The organism is Arthrobacter sp. NPDC058127 (genome assembly GCF_042884555.1).
Classification (GTDB): Bacteria; Actinomycetota; Actinomycetes; order Actinomycetales; family Micrococcaceae; genus Arthrobacter.
This window is the reverse complement of record NZ_JBHVTT010000002.1, coordinates 182,321-201,473: the sequence shown is the minus strand read 5'-3', so window position 1 is coordinate 201,473 and position 19,153 is coordinate 182,321. Positions and strand designations below refer to the sequence as shown.

General features: G+C 61.2%; 18 protein-coding genes. 14 read left to right on the top strand and 4 right to left on the bottom strand.

What is annotated here, in order from left to right; genetic code table 11:
• Positions 1–146 precede the first annotated feature (146 nt).
• From ACFVTG_RS04250 to ACFVTG_RS04235, 4 genes are read left to right on the top strand one after another with little or no spacing between them, the layout of a single operon-like run.
• On the top strand, positions 147–560 hold the full coding sequence (locus ACFVTG_RS04250) for an ArsR/SmtB family transcription factor (protein WP_390278332.1): 414 nt from the start codon (positions 147–149) through the stop codon (positions 558–560).
• Positions 557–1,519, top strand: coding sequence for a cation diffusion facilitator family transporter (locus tag ACFVTG_RS04245; protein WP_390278329.1), 963 nt, complete (start codon positions 557–559; stop codon positions 1,517–1,519). Before ACFVTG_RS04250 ends, ACFVTG_RS04245 begins: the two co-directional genes overlap by 4 nt.
• Positions 1,519–2,133 (top strand): cation transporter, encoded by a 615-nt coding sequence (locus ACFVTG_RS04240; RefSeq protein ID WP_390278326.1) that lies wholly within the window; start codon positions 1,519–1,521, stop codon positions 2,131–2,133. Before ACFVTG_RS04245 ends, ACFVTG_RS04240 begins: the two co-directional genes overlap by 1 nt.
• 24 nt (positions 2,134–2,157) lie before the next feature.
• A complete protein-coding gene (locus ACFVTG_RS04235; protein ID WP_390278323.1) occupies positions 2,158–2,763 on the top strand; it encodes a cation transporter in 606 nt (201 codons plus the stop codon).
• On the opposite strand, the gene ACFVTG_RS04230 is transcribed toward ACFVTG_RS04235, so the two are convergent.
• Positions 2,760–3,575: an MBL fold metallo-hydrolase gene (locus ACFVTG_RS04230; protein WP_284755472.1), complete on the bottom strand. Its 816-nt coding sequence runs from the start codon at positions 3,573–3,575 to the stop codon at positions 2,760–2,762. The two genes, ACFVTG_RS04235 and ACFVTG_RS04230, sit on opposite strands and share 4 nt — an antisense overlap.
• Before the next feature lie 197 nt (positions 3,576–3,772).
• Here ACFVTG_RS04230 and ACFVTG_RS04225 point away from each other — a divergent pair, with 197 nt between their 5' ends.
• The 8 genes from ACFVTG_RS04225 to ACFVTG_RS04190 all read left to right on the top strand — a co-directional run bounded on the left by ACFVTG_RS04225 (position 3,773) and on the right by ACFVTG_RS04190 (position 12,504).
• Positions 3,773–4,879, top strand: a complete 1,107-nt coding sequence (locus ACFVTG_RS04225) for an EAL domain-containing protein (protein WP_390278319.1) — start codon at positions 3,773–3,775, stop codon at positions 4,877–4,879.
• 190 nt (positions 4,880–5,069) lie between these two features.
• Positions 5,070–6,575 (top strand): FAD-dependent oxidoreductase, encoded by a 1,506-nt coding sequence (locus ACFVTG_RS04220; protein ID WP_390278316.1) that lies wholly within the window; start codon positions 5,070–5,072, stop codon positions 6,573–6,575.
• A 329-nt stretch (positions 6,576–6,904) separates the two neighbouring features.
• The gene (locus tag ACFVTG_RS04215; protein WP_390278313.1) at positions 6,905–7,093 is read left to right on the top strand and encodes a hypothetical protein; all 189 of its coding nucleotides are present in this window, start codon (positions 6,905–6,907) and stop codon (positions 7,091–7,093) included.
• Positions 7,094–7,729: 636 nt separating this feature from the next.
• Positions 7,730–8,371, top strand: coding sequence for a hypothetical protein (locus tag ACFVTG_RS04210; RefSeq protein WP_390278310.1), 642 nt, complete (start codon positions 7,730–7,732; stop codon positions 8,369–8,371).
• 710 nt (positions 8,372–9,081) lie between these two features.
• Positions 9,082–9,225, top strand: a complete 144-nt coding sequence (locus tag ACFVTG_RS04205; RefSeq protein WP_390278307.1) for a hypothetical protein — start codon at positions 9,082–9,084, stop codon at positions 9,223–9,225.
• A 142-nt stretch (positions 9,226–9,367) separates the two neighbouring features.
• Positions 9,368–10,024 (top strand): response regulator transcription factor, encoded by a 657-nt coding sequence (locus ACFVTG_RS04200; protein ID WP_390278304.1) that lies wholly within the window; start codon positions 9,368–9,370, stop codon positions 10,022–10,024.
• On the top strand, positions 10,021–11,808 hold the full coding sequence (locus ACFVTG_RS04195; RefSeq protein WP_390278301.1) for a hypothetical protein: 1,788 nt from the start codon (positions 10,021–10,023) through the stop codon (positions 11,806–11,808). The genes ACFVTG_RS04200 and ACFVTG_RS04195 overlap by 4 nt, the downstream gene beginning before the upstream one ends.
• Positions 11,809–11,895: 87 nt before the next feature.
• Positions 11,896–12,504 carry an ElyC/SanA/YdcF family protein gene (locus ACFVTG_RS04190; protein WP_390278298.1) on the top strand — a complete coding sequence of 203 codons (609 nt, stop codon included), beginning with the start codon at positions 11,896–11,898 and terminating at the stop codon, positions 12,502–12,504.
• 44 nt (positions 12,505–12,548) lie between these two features.
• On the opposite strand, the gene rfbA is transcribed toward ACFVTG_RS04190, so the two are convergent.
• Entirely contained in the window at positions 12,549–13,445 is an 897-nt protein-coding gene (rfbA, locus tag ACFVTG_RS04185; protein WP_390278295.1) for a glucose-1-phosphate thymidylyltransferase RfbA, read from the bottom strand.
• Between the two features lie 55 nt (positions 13,446–13,500).
• Here rfbA and rfbB point away from each other — a divergent pair, with 55 nt between their 5' ends.
• Complete coding sequence (rfbB, locus tag ACFVTG_RS04180) at positions 13,501–14,499, top strand: dTDP-glucose 4,6-dehydratase (RefSeq protein ID WP_390278292.1); 999 nt, start codon at positions 13,501–13,503, stop codon at positions 14,497–14,499.
• A gap of 396 nt (positions 14,500–14,895) precedes the next feature.
• Here the strand turns inward: rfbB and ACFVTG_RS04175 are convergent, their stop codons facing one another.
• Positions 14,896–16,341 (bottom strand): hypothetical protein, encoded by a 1,446-nt coding sequence (locus ACFVTG_RS04175; RefSeq protein WP_390278289.1) that lies wholly within the window; start codon positions 16,339–16,341, stop codon positions 14,896–14,898.
• A 160-nt stretch (positions 16,342–16,501) separates the two neighbouring features.
• Here ACFVTG_RS04175 and ACFVTG_RS04170 point away from each other — a divergent pair, with 160 nt between their 5' ends.
• A complete protein-coding gene (locus ACFVTG_RS04170) occupies positions 16,502–17,863 on the top strand; it encodes a hypothetical protein (RefSeq protein ID WP_390278286.1) in 1,362 nt (453 codons plus the stop codon).
• Positions 17,864–17,964: 101 nt separating this feature from the next.
• On the opposite strand, the gene ACFVTG_RS04165 is transcribed toward ACFVTG_RS04170, so the two are convergent.
• The gene (locus ACFVTG_RS04165; RefSeq protein WP_390278283.1) at positions 17,965–19,005 is read right to left on the bottom strand and encodes an acyltransferase family protein; all 1,041 of its coding nucleotides are present in this window, start codon (positions 19,003–19,005) and stop codon (positions 17,965–17,967) included.
• Between the last annotated feature and the right edge of the window lie 148 nt (positions 19,006–19,153).

Sequence of the window (19,153 nt, the reverse complement as noted above, 5' to 3'; positions counted from 1 at the left end):
TATGGGCAGCGTACGCCGCGATTGTTTCGCTCAGGCAACAAGGGGGATAACTGTTAGGAAGTTCCCAGCTGGCAGCCGCTGGCTGGGTATCGTGTCCCTTCCGCTTATACTGACGTCTGAATAGTTGTTCAGATGTTGGAGGTCCCGTGGCTGTTCGTGAAGCCGTCGATGAATGCGGTGTGAAACTTGTCGACCCCGACAAGGTCGAACTCGTCCGGGCAGCCCTGCCCTCGGATCATGACATTGCCGAGCTGGCGGATGTGTTCTCGCTTCTCGGCGATCCGGGGCGTTTGCGGCTGTTGACATCGTTGCTGGAAGGCGGGGAACTGTGCGTCTGCGACCTCGCAGCGACGACGGCGATGACCGAGAGCGCTGTCAGCCATGCGTTGCGGCTGCTGCGCGCCCACCGGGTGGTTTCCGTTTCGAGGCGCGGCCGGATGGCCTATTACCGGCTGGATGATGCGCACGTGCGGATGCTCCTGGACTTGGGCTTGACCCACACCGGACACACCGTCGCCGTCCATCCCGAGCGCACAGCCAAGAAGGACGGTGGCCAATGAGCCCCCACGAAGCCCACCACCATCCCCACGACACTGCCGGCAACCCAGCCAAACACCATGCCCACAGCCACGCAATAGCAGCGAACGCGGACCGGCGCTATCTGGTTATCGCGTTGGCGCTGATTGTCGGGTTCATGATCGTCGAGGTGATTGTCGCCGTCGTTTCCGGCTCGCTGGCGCTGCTTTCGGACGCCGGGCATATGCTTACCGACGCCGGGGCGATCGCCGCCTCGCTGTGGGCGATCAGCCTCGCGGCCCGCCCGGCGCGGGGAATCTGGACGTTCGGATTCAAGCGCGCGGAAATCCTGTCCGCGGCCGCCAATGGAATCACCTTGCTGGTCATCAGCGCCCTCGTGGCCGTGGAGGCCATCCATCGCCTCATCGATCCGCCACCGGTCGAGGGCGGCCCTGTACTGGTGGTCGCGATCCTCGGGGTCATCGTGAACCTGGTTGCGGTGTGGGTGCTGGCCAAAGCCAACCGGTCCAGCCTGAACGTGGAAGGGTCCTTCCAGCACATCCTGACCGACCTGTACGGATTCATTGCGACGGCGATCGCCGGGCTCGTCGTCCTGACCACCGGTTTTGCCCGTGCGGACGCGATCGCTTCCCTCATCGTGGTGGGCCTGATGCTGCACGCCGCATGGGGGCTTCTGCGGGACTCCGGGAGGATCCTCCTGGAAGGCGCGCCGGAAGGTGTTGACCTGGACCAGGTCAGGGAACACCTCCTCGAAACCGGGCACGTGCACGACGTCCACGACCTGCACGTCTGGACCGTCACCTCGGACCTTCCGGCCCTCTCCGCGCACGTCGTCCTCGATGAGAGCTGCTTCCACGACGGGCACGCCCCGCTCATCCTTGACCAGCTGCAGAACTGCCTGACCGGGCATTTCGACGTCGAACACTCCACCTTCCAGCTCGAACCCGCCGGACACGCCATCCACGAAACCGGAACCCACTGATGACAACTGCCCCGCCCCTTTCCTGGATCAAGGACGCCCGCACCGTCCGGTTGCTGTCCTGGTTCAGCCTCATCTGGATGGTCCTGGAGGGAGCCCTCGGCCTTGTTGCCGGCGGCACCGCAGGCTCCGTGTCCCTGATCGGCTGGGCGCTCAGCTCCGCCGTCGAGGGCCTGGCGAGCATCATCGTCATCTGGCGGTTCACCGGATCCCGCACCCTGTCCGAGACCGCCGAAGGCCGCGCACAAAAGGCCGTCGCGATCAGTTTCTGGCTCCTCGCCCCCTACATCGGAATCCAGTCGGTCATCGACCTGGCCACGGGACACCGGGCCGAGAACAGCATCCTGGGCATCGTGCTCACCGCGGCAAGCTTGGTGATCATGCCTGTCCTCGGTATCGCCAAGCAGCGCCTCGGTGCGAGGCTGAACTCCGGAGCCACCGCCGGGGAAGGAACCCAGAACCTGCTCTGCGCCGCCACGGCTGCCGCTGTCCTGATCGGCCTGGCCGGCAATGCGGTCTTCGGCGCGTGGTGGCTTGACCCGGTCATCGGCCTCATCATCGCCGCCGTCGCCGTCAAAGAAGGCCGCGAAGCGTGGAAGGGTGAAGACTGCTGCTAGCGCACTCAAGGAAACGGACACCCCATGGCCAGCATTGAAACCCCAACCTCAGTCTCTGGAAGGCTGTTGCGCCGCGGGCTGCGGCTGGAATACGCGACCCTGGGCTGGAACGTGGTGGGCCTCGGCGTCCTGGCAGCCGCGGCCATTCAAGCCGGCTCCCCGGCACTGGCCGGTTTCGGCTTGGATTCCCTGATCGAGATCTTCGCGTCGATCGTGGTGGTGTGGCAGCTCAAAGGCGCCCACAAGGAGCGCGAAGCCCCCGCGATGCGGTTGATAGGGACGGCCTTCGCGGTCCTAGGCGCCTACCTGCTCATCCAGGTGGCGGTCGTGTTTGCCACCGGCGTCCGCCCCGCCACCTCAGCTCCGGGCATCGTCTGGACGTCCCTTACTTTCGTGGTCATGCTCGCCTTGGCGTGGGGCAAGATCCGCACCGGGCACCGCTTGGGCAATCCGGTACTCCGCGCGGAAGGAAAAGTGACCCTCGTGGACGCCTACCTGGCCGGCGCGGTGCTGGCCGGGCTCGCCTTTAACGCCCTGTTCGGCTGGTGGTGGGCGGATCCCCTGGCCGGCGTCGTGATCATCTACTACGCCGCCCGCGAGGCCCGCCATGCTTTCAAACACACCCCTTAGTGGTGCGCTTGCGTCTCCTGGAGCCGCTTGATGAACCAGCGTGACTGCTCGGGTCCGTAGGGAAGCACCGGGATCGCTTTGGTAGCGTCCGACGGCGTGTCCCGGATCGACTGCCTCGCTTGCCTTACCGCTGTGGACATGGTGTCGGCCATCGTCTTCACGAACTGGTCGCTGCAGGGCTTCCCGTGGCCGGGGATGAGGAACTCGTAACGGTGGCGCAGGGCCGAGATGTGCCGGAGGGCGTCGGCCCAGTCCTCCGGGTAGGCGTCCTCGAACGAGGGGTGCGCACCTTGTTCCACGAGGTCACCGGCGTAGAGGGTGCTGGGCGTGCCTACCAGGAGGTCGCCGTCGGTGTGGCCGCGGCCCAAGTAGAACAGCGTGGCGGTGAGGCCTCCGAGGTCCACCAGGACGGGCTGGTCCTTGACGATCGCGTTGGGAATGACGATCTCGACGGCGTCACCCTGGCCCGCGGCCATCTCCGGTTCCGCGGCGGCGACGAAGCGGCGCTGATGGTCGCCGTCGTCGTCGATTGTGGCCGCACAGTTGACGTGCCCCCAAAACTCGGTGACGCCGTCGTCGGCAAAAACGGCGTTGCCGAAGTAGTGGTCGTAGTGGGCGTGGGTGTTCACGACGACCAGCGGCAGCTGGGTCTTTTCGCGGACTGCGGCGAGGATCTGCCGGCCTTGGCGGGGGCCGCAACCGGTGTCGATCACCATGGCTCGTTCGGTACCTACAACGAGGCCCGTGTTGAGCAGGCACCCTTCGGTCTCCAACACATAGTTGTTAGGGCCGACTTCGAGCCATGCTGACATTGTTTCTCCGTCTTCAGATGCGTTCCGGCAGTGTTCAGGCCTTGATTCTACCCACGGGGAGCTGGGAGGATCGGGAGCACGTTACATCCCCATGAAGATTTCATTTCAATCCGGGACGACCGGTTTGTTCGGCTGTAGTATTCCCTTTAGTTTGCAGGTCCGGGCTCAGCCGGAGCTAAAGGCAAAGGAATGATTTCATGTCGACGCGGAAACCGTCTTTTCTTGCATTGACCAACGCCGGGATGCGGGCCGGCCCGGAGAACGTGGAGGCGCCCATCGAGCAGTTGCGTGGGCTGCGCCTCCAGGTCCTGGAGATCATCGAGGAAGTCTTGTCTGACTCTTCGCAGGCGACGGAGGCTGTGCGCGAGCAACTTCGCCAGCACATTGCTGCCCACCCCGGGCGTCCGGAAGAGGCGCTGCTGGAACACTTGTCTTCGCTCAGGTCGGAACAGCCGGCCCCGCAAGGCGAGCCGGAACCTCAAGTCGACCCGGACGTGGATTTGTTCCAGCACCCAAGCAGCCCCCGGCTTGAGGCGGTCCTCAGGGACGGGATGTTGATGACCGCCTTCCAGCCCGTTTTCGACCTCACCACGTCCACGGTGGTCGGCGCCGAGGCTTTGACCCGCTTCGTCACGGACAGTGGTGACCCTGCCGATTACTGGTTCGCAGAAGCCGAGGACACGGGGCTCCGAACGGATCTTGAATTCGCAGCCTTGGAGTCTGGGCTCAAAGCCGCACTGGAACTGCCGCAGCAACTTTTCGTGGCATTGAAGCTTTCCCACGAGGTATGCCTGGATCCGCGGCTTCCTGTGCTTTTCGATCAGACTCCGGTGGCGGCATCCCGGGTGATCCTCGAAATCTCCGGAGAGTTCCCCCGGCACCAGGCCGATTCGCTCGACGCCGTGGTGGCTCCGCTGCGCAGTGCCGGCGTACGCCTGTCCATCGAAGACTCCGGTTCATTCTTCGCCGGTGCCGGCCATATTCTTCGGCTCAAGCCGGAGATGATCAAGCTGGACCGGAAGCTGACCGCAGGCCTCAACCAGGATCCCCTTCGGCAGGAACTGGTCCAAGCGGAGGTCCGGTTCGCGCGGGAGATCGGGGCGGCTTTGACCGCCCAACGCATCGAAACCAAGGACGAACTCGCCACTCTCGCGGGCCTGGGAGTGACCGTCGGACAGGGGTATCACCTTGGGCGGCCCTCGGTCCAGCCTAGCGATTGGGCAAAGTGGGGCGGGCGCGCCCGGCATCTCGCCTCCCTTGGCGGTCGCGGCAGGAACCTGCGTACCTGGCTGAACCGGAGCTGACAGACCCGCCCCCAAGAAGGGGGCAGGGCGTTTTGGGGCGGCCCATCTTCCTCGATTTCGGGACCCCTTGGATATGCTCCGCGCTCCCCTATTGCTTCTCTTGCGGCCTTCTGCTTCTCTGGCACTACCGGGCCGCCGCCGCGCTAATTCCGGTGTGGACCACGCCCGGCTGAAGGGACGTGAGACCGCTATGACTTCTCTGTGGCTGGACGCGCGCGATGCTTCCGCAGCTGCGAGCCCCGATGAATTCACGCCCGGGACCAGTTACGACGCCGTCGTGGTCGGCGCTGGACTCACTGGCCTGGCAACGGCCCTCATGCTGGCGCGGACCGGGAGCAACGTGCTGGTCCTCGAGGCCCGCCATATCGGCGCGGTCAACACCGGTAACACCACCGCCAAGTTGAGCCTTCTCCAGGGCACCACGCTGTCCAGGCTCCGGAACCAGTATTCGGTGAACGTGGTCCGTGCCTATGTTGACGCGAACAGGGCCGGCCAGAGGTGGTTGCTCGAATACCTCGAGGGCCGCGGCGTGCCTTTCCAGTACCGGGATGCCTACACCTTCGCCACCACGCCCACCGGCGCGGAACACCTCGTCGCCGAAGCCAACGTTTGCCGGGCTGCCGGACTCAACGTCAAGTCCACCCTCGAGACGGGGCTACCTTTCGACGTCGACGCCGCCTTGCGGCTTGCGAAACAGGCCCAATTCAACCCCATGGACGTCCTGGATGCGCTGGCTGTGGATGTTCGGGCCGCCGGCGGCAGCATCGTGGAGGGCATCCGCGTCATGAACGTCCGCAACGGCGATCCCCTGACGGTGGTCACCAGGAAGGGCGAGGTCACCGCGCGCTACGTGGTGCTCGCCACCGGGACACCGATCCTGAACCGGGGGCTCTACTTCGCGAAGCTGCGGCCGAATCGTTCGTACGCTGCCGCGCTGCGGCTGCCGGATGGCGTGAACCCGCCGCCGGGAATGTACCTTTCCGCCGAGCCGCCCACCCGCTCACTGAGGGACTATCCAATGCCCGACGGCGGGAGGTTGCTTTTGGTGGGCGGGTTCGGTCATGCGGGTGGCCGGGCGCCGTCGACGCAGGTCCATGTGAACGAGCTGCTCGGCTGGGCCCAACAGCATTACCCGGGTGCCGAGGTCACGCACACGTGGGCTGCCCAGGACTACCAGGCCGGTAATCTCATGCCGTTCTTTGGCAGGTTCCCCCGGGGCCACGGGAAGATCTTCTTCGGCACCGGCTACAACAAGTGGGGCATGACAAATGGTGTTGCGGCGGCGCTGGACATCACCGCTGATATCCGTGGCGAAAAGCTGGAGTGGGCCCACACGATCCATCGCCGGGTCACGGGTCCCCGCGGAGCAGCGTCGACGATTTCGCTCAACATAGAGACACAGCAGCAGAATTTCCGGGACAAGGCAGCCCTGAAGGAGAAGCCCGCCATCACGGAGGAAACCAGCCCCGCCGAGGGCACGGGCGTCACCGGGCTTTTCCACGGGAAGCCCGCGGCAATCTGCACGGTGGACGGCGTGGTGTGCAGGGTGTCCGCGGAATGCGCCCACCTGGGTGGGATCCTGCACTGGAACGACGCCGAAAAGTCCTGGGACTGCCCCCTGCACGGCTCGCGGTACACGGCCGCGGGCAAGCTGCTGGAGGGGCCGGCGACGCACAATTTGTTCAAGCTGCAGTAGGGTTTTCGCGATCTCGATCACATACTCAATTCGCATGAAATGCATACTCAATTTCGGCCGAATACATACTCAATCTCGGCCGAACGGCTACCGAATGGCCATCTGCGGTCATAGTCTTTGTTCATGTTGAAATGGTGGGCAAGAGACTAATGACCGCGCGATCTAGATACTGGTTGACTTTGAGTGCGTTGCTCGGCGCGACGGTAATTGTGATTGGGTTCGCTCCCGTTCCGCTCCTTCTCGTTCTGGGCGGTTGCCTCATGGCGGGGTTTCTTGCGACCGCGACCCTATACGGTCAATGGCGACGCGACGTGATTCAGTCTGGGGCGATGGCCGCACCGGTCCCTGTGTTCAGCGCCATCATCACATTCAACGTTGCGCTTTTGCTCCGGGGGAGCGAACTCGGCTGGTACCTCGTTCCGGTCCTTGCCGTGGCCCTTTTCATCGGTTGTTTCGGATGGGCACGCAAGTACGGACCTTACGGGGAGTCGGGGGATGTCCGTGGGGGTCAATCGTGATGAAGCCGCCAGCTCGCCCGGGCGGTTGAAGCGGAATATGAACGCGAAAAGGGTCCCTGGTGGAATTGGAAAACGTGCCACAGCCGACTAAGCTAATCCTCCTTTTAAAATGCAAATTTAAAAACTCAAGTAGGACGAATTTGCTCGCAAATCCCTTCCAACAAAGTCGATAATGTCGTAAGATTTCATGGAAGCTGCGGGTCGCGGGGGCACCTATATGAAAAGGAGCTTCAATTGCGACGTCTACATATTTTTGCCTCAGCTACTGCATGTCTTTCTTTGATTGCGACCATCTTTATTGCCGCGCCGGCACAGGCGGGTACTGCTCAAAGGAACACGGCACCCCAGGAATGGGAAGATCAACGGATCCGAGCCGGTACCAGTCGTGGAGTCGAGCCTGTCGCTTGGGATCAGGGGCTGCCGCCCGGGCGAAGTGCCAGTCCTCCGCATGGAATCGCCAAGAAGTACGACGGCGTGTATGTGACGGACGGGAACGCCCCCGGAACCGCGACAGTCCAAACGCAAACCCCCTCGGGTGCGATACGGATTACCGTTCCCGGCAAAAAGTCACAGACGAGACCAGCCCAGCTTAAGGGCGTCCCGGTCGGACACTTTATTGGCGAAGGCGCACCACTTTTGACCACTGCACTGTCCGGCGCGACAACGACTACCTACAGCACTCCACACGGCTCGCAGACGCTCATCACCGTCGAATCGGATAAGTCACCTCGCGATTACCGATTCCCGCTGGCTCTCTCGGCTGGATCCACGGCGAAGGTGGAAGCTGACGGTTCCGTCCTCATTCGAGACATCGAGGGAAGAGTTACAAGCGCCATTGTCGCCCCATGGGCATTCGATGCCGCGGGGAAGCCGGTGCCGACGACATTCAGGTTTGAGGATGGCGCCTTGGTTCAGCGCATCGACTTCAATTCCTCGAACGCATTTCCCCTAACGGCCGATCCGAGCGTTCAGTGGGTACCGTGGCCAGTCCTCGCTATCACCGGCGCCGAGTTGCAGGTACTGGCCGGCCTCACGGCCGCGGTGTTCGTGGGCGGAGTATGGACAGGATGTAAGTTCAACAAGCTGAGCGGATGGATAGCAACCGTCGTGAGCCAGATTTGCGGGTTGAGCGGCGTTACCGGAGTTGCATCTGTCATCGCTACCATCAGTGGCGCGTTCAGAAATGCCAGCCTGGTTGCCACAAAGTGCTACGGCATCAATCTTTCTAGACCGTCCGCTCCGCTCCGGGATATGCCGGCCCGAGACTGTGGCCTCTGAGAGAAGGCAATCGTGAAATGGTACAGTTGCGCGCACCCGCCGATCTTTACGGCTTCTCTGGCGCCCCTTTTTATGACCAATTGGGACCTGTGGCTTCGAATCCTCTTGCCATCGGTGGTCCTGGTTTCCTACGTGATCAATGAAGTAGTTCTTCACCGGAGGAAGAAGGCTGCACGTGCGCGCGCAGCCGAGCTCGATCGCCACCCGTTGGGGCACGCTTACCGGGAGCCGCCTTCCTAGTCCCTCCATCGACGACGCGCAATTATGGCGCGGAGGGGGCGTCTCACCCCTGGGTGGGGCGCTCCCTCAAGCCCGTCGGGGCTAAATCTGAATAGGAGCTTCAATTGCTAAGAGCACATACTTTTGCCCAGGTAAGAAACCGGCTACTCATTATTGGCGTGGTGGTCTGCGCGGGTGGAGTTATCTTCGAAACGTTGGCCACAAACTTACTTTCGTTGCTTTTCTCTCTCCAAGGAGGGGGCAGCGGGGGTGTCGGCTTATGGCTGACGGGCTTCATCGTTTCAGTCGTACGCCTCGGGCTTGCCCCACTCGGCGCATCACTCGTAGCTCTCGGCATCGCCGTACACATCCTCCGGAACCAAATCCCAGACCTTCTCAACGACCCAAGCAAGGACGAGTAAGCGGCAGCGAACGGTCGCAATACCCGAACCCCGGGAGGCATCCTGATCCAGCGACGATATCCTCCCCACATGGGGAACTTCAGCACGGGATATCTCGCGAGGGACGAACGACGCGAGCGTCGGAAAAGGTTTCAGCGGAAACTTTCCTACGTTGGATTAGCAGTGTTGGCTGCCGCCACGATCCTCGTCGTCACGATTGCCCTCCGCCACTGAGGCAGGCGCCACTGAGGCAGTCACCTCCGGCAGACGGCGTCGCGAAACACACCGCCAGCGCGCCGCCGTCGTAATCCATCCTGAGTCGTAACCAACGGACGCTGCTGATGGATCAAAGGGGGTGCTCGGATAGCCTTCAACCATGGGGGACACGAGGTGGGTTCGGCGGGTGCTGGTTGTCGAAGATCAACCATTCATGCGAGCGCTTGTCGCAGAGGCCTTAAGGGGCGCGGAATTCGAAGTGCACGCGTGTGCGTCCTCGCCCGAGGCCGTATCCATGCTCGCCACTGTCGATCCTGATGTTCTTGTGACCGACATCGATTTGGGTTCCCGGCCCAACGGCGTCGAACTGGCGCATGTCGTGAAGTCGCTCTCCCCGGGGTGCGCCATCGTTTTCCTGACCAACTATCCGTCGGAGGCTTCCTTTTCCGAGTTACCGGCGGGATCTACCTTCGTCAATAAGTCGTCCCTTGACTCCGTGGACGGCCTCATCAGTGCAGTGAACTCGACCCTGGTGGAGCTTCCGGTCACCGTCGCTCCCCCCTTGCCGTCGAACGCAACGAAGATCGGCGTGTTGACCCGCGTACAGCTGGATATCCTGCGCATGATCGCGGAGGGCTGGTCTAACGCTGAAATCGCCAAGCAACGGGGAAGCAGCGTGCGCTCCGTGGAGAAGGCCGTTTCCCGCACGTTCGAGGCCCTTGGCCTGAACCGAAGCCCGAGCGTCAATCCGCGGGTTGCCGCGGCAACGCTGTACGCGCGCACGTTCGGGTGGCCGGACCCCGATAGCGATAAATGAGCGGCCGCACCCCTGCACTCTGGGCCCGGGGTATCGGCGGTAACAATGCCCTGAGCTTCTGGTCGTGGCTCCTGACCCTGCCTTTGGCGCTGACGGTCATGAACATGTTCGCCGGATCTAACACGCTGGCCGCGGCCGGATCGGTCATGCTGGTTGGGGAACGAGCCGGCGCTGGGATCCTGCTACTTGCGCACGTCATGCTAGGTCTTTTGGGGATGATCCTCCGCCCTTTGATCACGGCATGCCCGAGCCTCAAAGGCAGAATCACGACGGCGTTCGGCACCTTCGCGTTCATCGGCGCCTGCCGCCCCCTCCTGGTGGCTTGGTCCGCACAGGTCCTGAATATCGCAGACCTCAGTGAAGGCCTCTGGGCCCGCATCCTCATCAACATCGGGATGGCGTTGGTCCTCCTCTCGGCGATCGCGATCCTGACAGACTCCATCCGCGGGCACGCCGTGCTTGAACGCAGGCTCCGCGCCGCGCAGGCAGCGATCGAGGCACAGCTCGGATTCGATGAAGACCGGCTGCGCTCGATCCGTTCCGACTATGTCACCGAACTCTCCACGCGCCTTGACGCGGCCCTCGCTGCCGGGACGACCACAACCCTCGACAGGTCCGAGGCCTCGCGCCTGCTGCGGACAATCTCCGACGACGTCGTCCGCCCGATGAGCCACCAACTCTTTCACGACCACACACCTTGGCCGCATGAGACGGCCCCTCCGCGGCCGCCGTCCCGTGCGGAGCGCGCGCTGAGCCTGGCGCATTTGGTTCAGGCCGCACCGGTCGCATTGCCTGTGCTGCTGTTCGCATCACTCATTGCAGTGCGTCTGCTGACGGAGTACGGCGTACTCTTCCTGCTGGTTCAGTGGGTTGTGGGCGGGGCCATCCTGCTCGTCGGGAACGCCGTGGCTGCCCGGACGGTACGGAGGATCACCGGTCCCTTGCGGCGAATTTCCGCCATGACCCTCTGCTACGCGGGCGCGGCCGCAGTTTCCGCGTCGGTGACATGCCTACTGCAGGACGCGTTCGGCTATGCCCCGTTCTTCTACTGGTCCGCCGTCTGGGCCTATCCGCTGACTGCGCTCACTGTGGCGGTTCTTCGAGCTGCCGAACGCCAACGACGGCGGTATGAAGTCAGGCTGGCAGGCTCACTGAACGAGCAACTCAAGCTTGCCGACCGCGCGCACCAAAAGCTGCTCCACACCCGACGACGGGTCGCCAGGGTTCTGCACAACAGCCTTCAGGGAAGCCTGGTCTCTAGCGCCCTCGCCTTGGCTGGCTCCGGAGGGAACGGCCCAGAAGAGGATCTTGCCCCGCAGCGTGTGAGAGACATCCTGACGCGAGCCGTGGCCACTGCGCAGAGTGAGATCCTGGAGGAGTCGCCCGGGCAGGAGATGCGCGGGGCATCCAGCATCCAGGACCTGCTGAGTACCTGGGGGCGCGTCCTGAAGCTGGCATGCGACATTGGCCCTGAAGTGTGGGCCCTATGCGACGAGGCCCCCGCCAGGGCCGAGGCCGTCATCGAGGTACTTTCAGAAGGCTTCACCAACGCCATCCGACACGGCGAACGAAACCATGTCCGCGTCACAATGTCGGCCCCCGAGCCGGGCCAGTCACAAGCTGCGGCGGACACCGGAGCCATCCACATATCCATCAGCTCCCCCGGCCGGATCCGAGGCCGGATCCGTCCCAGCCTCGGGATGACGACGCTTCAGGCACTGTCCAAGGACGTAACACTCAGCGAGGATGGCGACAACGTGGTCCTTCGGGTTGTTCTTGCGTGAGCCCCGGGGCTACGGCACGTCAGCGGATAGTAGTCTTGGATCCAGTGCAGCGCTGCCGCCCATATCCCGCATTGGCTCGAGGACGGTATGACCACTCTTACTCGCACTCCCGAAACTCAGGCGACACGGCCCGCTAGAAAAAAGCGGCTGCTACTGCGGCTATCTGCCGCCATCGCAGCCGTGGCGGTGGTCTGGGCCGTTGCTGGGATCTTTTTGTACGTCGCTCCCACTGCTGACCAGCCCAAACGTTCAGACGTGCTGTTCGTACTCGGGCCCCCTGATAACCGGATCAGCTACGCTGAAAAGCTGATGCGGCAGGGGTATGCACCCACCCTCGCGGTTTCGAGCCCTATAGATAAATACGGCAAATTCGAAGCGGCCATTTGTGGCGCTCTGCGCCCGTACCGGATTATCTGCTTCAACCCCGATCCGTTCACCACACAGGGCGAAGCAAGGGCACTAAAGGACCTGTCGGCCCAATACGGCTGGAAGAGCGCGGACGTCCTCACCGCTCAGTTCCATGTGACTCGGGCACGGGTGATTGTCAGCCGCTGCTACACAGGAAACCTGCATATGGTCGCAGACCGGATGGGTTTGCCGCTGATCTCCTCAACCGACCCCACCTATTCCTGGGCCTACCAGTACCTCTATCAAACCGCGGCCTTCGTCAAGGTTGCGATCCACCCGGATTGTTGAAGTGCCGGGACGGGCGGCAGGTCAAATAGCAGGGAGCTAAGGAGCTAGAGGAGAGCTCCCACATTGGGGTCAGGCTGCCTTGATTCCAATAGACCAAGGAGGTAGGCACCATAGCCGCTCTTAACGAGTGGTTCTGCCCGCTGGCGCAGCTCGTCATCGCTAAGGAAACCCTGGCGCCAAGCGACTTCTTCCGGAGCTCCTACTTTCAATCCTTGGCGGTGCTCCACGGTCCTGATGAAGTTCGACGCGTCGCTGAGGTCATCAAACGTTCCGGTATCAAGCCACGCAGTCCCCCGCGGCAGAACCTCGACTTGGAGCTTGCCACGATCGAGATATGTTCGGTTGACGTCGGTGATTTCAAGTTCTCCGCGCGCCGAAGGTTTTAGGTTCCGCGCAATGTTTACCACTTCGTTGTCATAAAAGTAGAGGCCAGGAACGGCGTAGTTGCTCTTCGGCTGCTGCGGCTTTTCCTCAAGCGTGATAGCGCGGCCGTCGAGGTCGAATTCCACAACCCCATAGGCTTTGGGATCCTTCACCCAGTAGCCGAACACCGCACCGCCCTCGATTTCGGAATATCGGCGCAGTTGCGCGCCCATGCCAGGGCCATAAAAGATGTTGTCTCCCAGAACCAGGGCGACGTTGTCATCTCCAATGTGTTCCGCACCAAGGGTGAAGGCCTGAGCCAAGCCATCCGGAGAGGGCTGCTGAACGTAGCTGAGATTGACACCGAACTGGGATCCGTCTCCAAGCAGACGCTGGAACTGCTCGGCATCATGGGGTGTCGTAATAATCAGGATGTCCCGAATGCCGGCCAAGATCAAAGTCGACAGTGGGTAATAGATCATCGGTTTGTCGTAGACAGGGACAAGTTGTTTGCTAATGCCGTGGGTAATCGGATGCAGACGCGAACCAGTTCCCCCAGCCAAGATGATTCCTCGCATACTGCGCATCATTCCGGTTCGTATGCATTTGTGCAAACCAGTAAGGTTATGCGTCATGGGGAAAATACTTGTCACCGGCGGCGCCGGCTTCATCGGTTCAAACTTTGTCCACTACGTCATCGCCAACACGGACCACCATGTCACGGTGCTGGACAAGCTCACCTATGCCGGGAACGTGGAGTCGATCACGCACCTGCCGGGCGAGCGGCTCACCTTCGTGCAGGGGGACATTGCGGACCCGTCCGTTGTCGAGCCCCTTGTCGCGGCGAGCGACGTCTTGGTCCATTACGCCGCGGAGTCGCATAATGACAACTCCCTGCATGACCCGCGCCCGTTCCTGGACACCAACATCATCGGCACGTACACGTTGATCGAGGCCGCCCGGAAGCACGGCAAGCGTTTCCACCACATCTCCACGGACGAGGTCTACGGCGACCTGGAGCTCGATGACCCGGAACGGTTCACCGAGAACACCCCCTACAACCCCTCCAGCCCGTACTCTTCGACGAAGGCCGGTTCGGACCTGCTGGTCCGGGCGTGGGTGCGCTCCTTCGGGCTGCAGGCCACGATCAGCAACTGCTCGAACAACTACGGCCCGTACCAGCACGTGGAAAAGTTCATCCCGCGCCAGATCACCAACGTGATCGACGGGATCCGCCCGAAGCTCTACGGCAAGGGCGAGAACGTCCGCGACTGGATCCACGCGAACGACCACTCCTCCGCCGTGCTGGCGATCATCGACAAGGGGCGGATCGGGGAAACCTACCTGATCGGCGCGGACGGCGAGAAGAACAACAAGGACGTCGTGGAGCTGATCCTCTCGCACATGGGCCAGGACAACGACGCCTACGACCACGTCGTGGACCGCCCGGGCCATGACCTGCGCTACGCGATCGACTCCACGAAGCTGCGCACCGAGCTGGACTGGAAGCCGGAGTTTTCCAACTTCGAGGCCGGCATCGAAGACACCATCAAGTGGTACCGCGACAACGAAGCATGGTGGCGTCCGCAGAAGGCCGAAACCGAGGCCAAGTACAAGGAACAGGGCCAATAGACGATGTCGATCGAGTTTTCCAAGCAGCTCAGCGCCCGCGAATTAACTGCTCGTCCACAACGGCGGTGCTGAACGCTTTTGAAGGGATGCATGCCCGTTTGGGTTGTCGCACGTGAGTCTTGTGGCGATTTTGCTTTGGTACTCAGAAAGTTCGGCTGCCAAGCGCCGGCCCCTCTCCCATTGAATGTTGCTCGATACGGGCACTTGGGATCTTGATCTGATCGGGCTCACAGGTACTGACGGGGGAATGGCTACGCCATCACTTCCGAGCAATCACTGGGCGGCATTCAGCGTTGGAGGAACTCAGGTTATGTATCCTCCGTCGCCATCATCGAAGAAGACTCATATGCGGGCATCAATGTGCGCGGTTCTGGCCTGTACTCGCTGGTTGTTACCCTAAGTTGTACGAACGGGTACCTCGGCCGGATATCCGGAGCCGTCCTCAGTGGGACTGCCGAATTTAGCCGGCACAAGATCGGAGGTCTCAGCCGCAGCAAGCACAGGCGAACTAACGGCGGGGGCTGAGAATGCCAAACCCAAAAACACACCGAAGAGCGCAATCCCAGACGGCCAAGATAGAACATCAAAGCTGACGAAGAAGACAACGACCGACAAGAGTCCAAGCCGGTAGGACCGATGGATCCTCTTGAGCGCAAGCAGGATGAGAGTCACCAATACGGCAAGGGTGATTAGGCCTCCCTCGGCTAACGTCATGACGAACTGGTTGTCAACAGCGAAGAAGTCGCCGACCTGCAACAAACCGGCCCGGAACAACTGGTATGCGGAAAAATATCCGTTGCCAAAAACCGTTGCTAGAAGGTCTTGATTGTGCAGGAGGCCAGGGACCGCGTCGACGGCCCCGCCGCGGTGGCTGAGGGATGAAGATTCGATGAAACGACGATAGACGTCCGACTCCAAGAATCCCGCGCAAATCGCTATGAGGACCACGATGGTGAGCAGGGGAATGCCAACAACGAGAGCCTTCCACAAACGCTTCCCAACTCCCAAGAAGACCAAAACTGTCGCCACCGCTAGGGCGGACCTACTACCGGCAGCGAAGCACCCAGCAAATAACAGGACTCCGGTACAAACTTTCAGTAAACCATTTTTAGGGCCAGCGCCCCTGACTAGCAGAGCAAGTGCAACTAGCAACAGGAGCGCCAACGGGAGGGGATGTGCCAACGTTCCCTGCGAGCGGATCAGACCGCTCACGATCTGGTTGTACATGATGCTAGGGTCACCCGAGGCCGTGACGCTCGCATAACCCCATATGGGGCTCGGGTGGGTTGCCAATTCAAAAAGGGAGTACGCCGCTTCGAGCGCGGCTAGGGCCACAACGAAATTTATCGAGCCCTTGCGTTCAGCGCGATTCATCATCGCGAACAGGAGTGCCGGCCCTAGCCCGGCAATCACGACTCCCAGCAGAAGCGAAAATGAACTTGGCTCGATGGATCTGGGGGTGGCTGCGGCCAATAGGCCAAAATATACGAGGAATAACCAAAGTCCTTTGGGCCTGCCAGCCAGTGATCTGAACCGCCGCGCCCAAGTAATAACAACCAGGGCCGCAACGGCTCCAAGGGTTATGTACTTCAGGTTCCCGTAGGCGGCAATGTTTTGTACCGGGATCAGCACAAGAATCACGACGGCTGCAGAACCGGAAAAACCGGCGATTCTGTCTGTTGGCACCATCCAGAAGACCATTGTTGCGAGTACGGCACCAATGACACCAAGAGTGAGCATCGGGTTGTAAGCGATACTGGCACACGCTCCCACCAGCAGAACCGCGGCTCCCGCAAAGATGTAAAAGCTCACCGTAAGTGTGCGGGTTCCCCAACGTTTCATGCCCCCATCATAAAGGGCACTCAAGACCTGCCAGCCACCACCCACCGGTCCGGGAACTCTGTCCCCACGAGTAGTCTTGCGAACCACCCGAGTACTAGTTAACCAAAAGCACGTAACGTCCACGGTGTTCTGGGTCGTTCCAACGAATTAACTTCTAGGCATGGCTAACGAGAATGGCGAGAAAGATCAGCGGGTGTCCCCCTTGGATGCCGGAGTGAAGCGGCGTGGGCTGCTCAGCTTTGGGACCCTGATGGCTGCGTTCACTGGCGCTTCCGCCGTCGCGGCTCTTGGTGCCAGTAGCGCCCAGGCCGCCACCGCGGATATTTACGTTCCCGTGGCTGAAATTGGTGCCCCTTCAGGTGTGGCAGCTTTGGACGCCGCGGCAAAAATCCCCACTTCGCAGCTTCCTGACCTTTCCGCCATAACGGTGACCCGCACTGCCAGTTCAAATGACAAGACCATCGGTGGCCGCCCGGTCCAGCAGGTCACGGGCAATAAGTGGTTTCAGGGCCTCAACGTGTTCGGTAACAACACAGGCCTTGCCGCGGACCCTCGTCAGCCGACACAGTTCAATGTTGTGATCGACGGCAGGACCCTGGATAACACCACCTACGGCGGCAACAAGGTCGGCTTCGTCAACAACATCATCTTCAAGGGCGGGTTCGCGAACGAAGCCGGCTACGGTGTCGCCGACCCCACGGTGATTTTCGGTGAAGTCGTTTTCATGAAGACCGGCAACCAAGTCGGCGACCTAGCAGGGGTAACTGCCGTCTACGCGCAGACCTCTGAGGCGCACCTCTACACTCCAGGCGCAACTCTCGGAACGTTCATGGGCCTTGAAACGGTGGCCAACGTGGAGGCATCAGCCATAGGCGCGACTGTCACGAATGCCTACGGCCACTACGCCCGAGGCCCCGTGGACAACGTCGGCGGCGCAATCATCAACGCCTACGCGGCCTACTTCGAAGCCCCAACGGGCGGCGTCAACAAATGGTCGGCCCGATTCAAAGGCCTCGCGCAGTTCGACGGACCGGCGTTCTTCGCCGGCCTCACGCCCGGAATCAGCGGCGCCGGCGTCGCCGATGGAGTGTATGCCGGCAAGCGCTCCAACGGCACCGTGGGTATTGAAATGTCGCAGAACGGGACAAACTTCGCCATCGCGAATGAAAACGGCATCATCGCCTTCACAAAAGTAGGCATTGCCCAGTACGCGACACTTGATCAGTCCGGAAACTGGTTCATCACTGGCGGCACCAAAACAAAGTTCCGCGAAGTATCCGCCGATACCACCGTCACAGCCAGCGATTCAGTGGTCTGCACCACTGCCGTATCCAAAGTCACGCTTCCGAGCCCGTCGGCTCCCTCAATGTCCGGGCGTACCTACTGGGTCAAGAACGCCAGCACTGGCGTGGTCACCGTTGCAACGGCATCCAACAACATCGACGGCTCTGCCACTCTTGCTATGGCCGCCGGGACAGGAAAAATGTTCATCTCAAACGGAACCAACTGGAGGGCGATCTAATGAACCCGGACGCAATCCTCGCTCTCATCAGCGAGCTTTACACTCAGGTTAACTTGCTCACACAAGCGAACCATGAACTTCGGAAGAAACTCGACGAGGCTTCAGAAAAGAACTGACTCCTTCCGGGCAAGACGCTTCTCAAGATGCCTACGAAAGTTTTGGGCGGGCCTTTCAATAAGAAGCCAGCTAACCACCGCAGCAACCAGCGTCAAGACGATTACAAGCCAGTCGTTCTCGACCCACTTGGAGATCGGATAGTTCCAAAGGTAAGCCGCATAGGAGATAGCACCCAGCCCAACAAGAGGCTTCACGGCCAGTGGGGGCGGGCCGCTCTTCCCTGCAAACGCGAACACCAGCACCACTGTGCACAATGCGATCAGCGGACCACCAACAAGATACGTCACAGGCCATGATTTCGGCTCTGGGACGAAGCAAAGCGCACCGAGGGCAGTGGCGGAAACGGCAGCCAGCACCCGACTATAGCTAATCGCCGAGAACCATTGTGAAAGTTTCTCGTGCTCTATGCGCGCCCAAGCGCCTATTAGCATCGCCGAGGCCCATGACGTTGGCAAGGTGTAGACCTTGATGACTTCCGCATGGGCCACCCATATCGTGGCGGCGCAAAGTGCAAGGACGCCAGCCGTGGCAATCGCCACTGTTTTGCGGGGCCCCCAACGCTTCATGCCAAGCAGAAGCAGTGCAGGCCATACGAGGTAGAACTGCTCCTCAGTTGCCAGTGTCCATAAGTGGCTCAGCGCGTCACTGCCGTGCCCGAACCCGGGAATGTTCATGGTGTACGTCATTCCAACGATCACCGAGCGAACAATCTCCACGCGGTCACCGAGAATATTCCACACGCCCTCGATGACAGCGAACCCTGCGAGCATGAACACCAGGGCCGGGATCAGACGGAATGCGCGGTGCCGGTAGAAGCGCCCATACCTGACGCGACCAAACTCATCGATATCCCGCATGAGTAACTGGGTGATCAGATACCCGCTCAGGGCGAAGAACACGACAACACCAACTATCCCGGCACCCCCGAATGTCTCTGGCCACGAGTGGCGCAAGAGGACTAAAAGGATGGCGACGCCACGAAGCGCATCCAGTCCATAAAAACGATCACGCTGATTGCCGGCCATTTTTACCCCCAAGTTGGTGACCCAGATGCAGATGAGTATAAGGGGTCGATAAGAATCGATAGGTGACCAATATGTCGTCGGGCCACATATTAACGCGCTGAAGCCTTGGCCGTCCATGCTCATGTTGGGTCTTGAACGCAGGCCCGAC

What these genes read in the sequence shown, in the direction of transcription:
- ACFVTG_RS04245 (WP_390278329.1), top strand. Translation starts at nt 557, where the DNA reads ATGAGCCCCCACGAAGCCCACCACCATCCCCACGACACTGCCGGCAAC.
- ACFVTG_RS04240 (WP_390278326.1), top strand. Translation starts at nt 1,519, where the DNA reads ATGACAACTGCCCCGCCCCTTTCCTGGATCAAGGACGCCCGCACCGTC.
- ACFVTG_RS04235 (WP_390278323.1), top strand. Translation starts at nt 2,158, where the DNA reads ATGGCCAGCATTGAAACCCCAACCTCAGTCTCTGGAAGGCTGTTGCGC.
- ACFVTG_RS04230 (WP_284755472.1), bottom strand. Translation starts at nt 3,575, where the DNA reads ATGTCAGCATGGCTCGAAGTCGGCCCTAACAACTATGTGTTGGAGACC.
- ACFVTG_RS04225 (WP_390278319.1), top strand. Translation starts at nt 3,773, where the DNA reads ATGTCGACGCGGAAACCGTCTTTTCTTGCATTGACCAACGCCGGGATG.
- ACFVTG_RS04220 (WP_390278316.1), top strand. Translation starts at nt 5,070, where the DNA reads ATGACTTCTCTGTGGCTGGACGCGCGCGATGCTTCCGCAGCTGCGAGC.
- ACFVTG_RS04215 (WP_390278313.1), top strand. Translation starts at nt 6,905, where the DNA reads ATGGCCGCACCGGTCCCTGTGTTCAGCGCCATCATCACATTCAACGTT.
- ACFVTG_RS04205 (WP_390278307.1), top strand. Translation starts at nt 9,082, where the DNA reads ATGGGGAACTTCAGCACGGGATATCTCGCGAGGGACGAACGACGCGAG.
- ACFVTG_RS04200 (WP_390278304.1), top strand. Translation starts at nt 9,368, where the DNA reads ATGGGGGACACGAGGTGGGTTCGGCGGGTGCTGGTTGTCGAAGATCAA.
- ACFVTG_RS04195 (WP_390278301.1), top strand. Translation starts at nt 10,021, where the DNA reads ATGAGCGGCCGCACCCCTGCACTCTGGGCCCGGGGTATCGGCGGTAAC.
- ACFVTG_RS04190 (WP_390278298.1), top strand. Translation starts at nt 11,896, where the DNA reads ATGACCACTCTTACTCGCACTCCCGAAACTCAGGCGACACGGCCCGCT.
- rfbA (WP_390278295.1), bottom strand. Translation starts at nt 13,445, where the DNA reads ATGCGAGGAATCATCTTGGCTGGGGGAACTGGTTCGCGTCTGCATCCG.
- rfbB (WP_390278292.1), top strand. Translation starts at nt 13,501, where the DNA reads ATGGGGAAAATACTTGTCACCGGCGGCGCCGGCTTCATCGGTTCAAAC.
- ACFVTG_RS04175 (WP_390278289.1), bottom strand. Translation starts at nt 16,341, where the DNA reads ATGAAACGTTGGGGAACCCGCACACTTACGGTGAGCTTTTACATCTTT.
- ACFVTG_RS04170 (WP_390278286.1), top strand. Translation starts at nt 16,502, where the DNA reads ATGGCTAACGAGAATGGCGAGAAAGATCAGCGGGTGTCCCCCTTGGAT.
- ACFVTG_RS04165 (WP_390278283.1), bottom strand. Translation starts at nt 19,005, where the DNA reads ATGGCCGGCAATCAGCGTGATCGTTTTTATGGACTGGATGCGCTTCGT.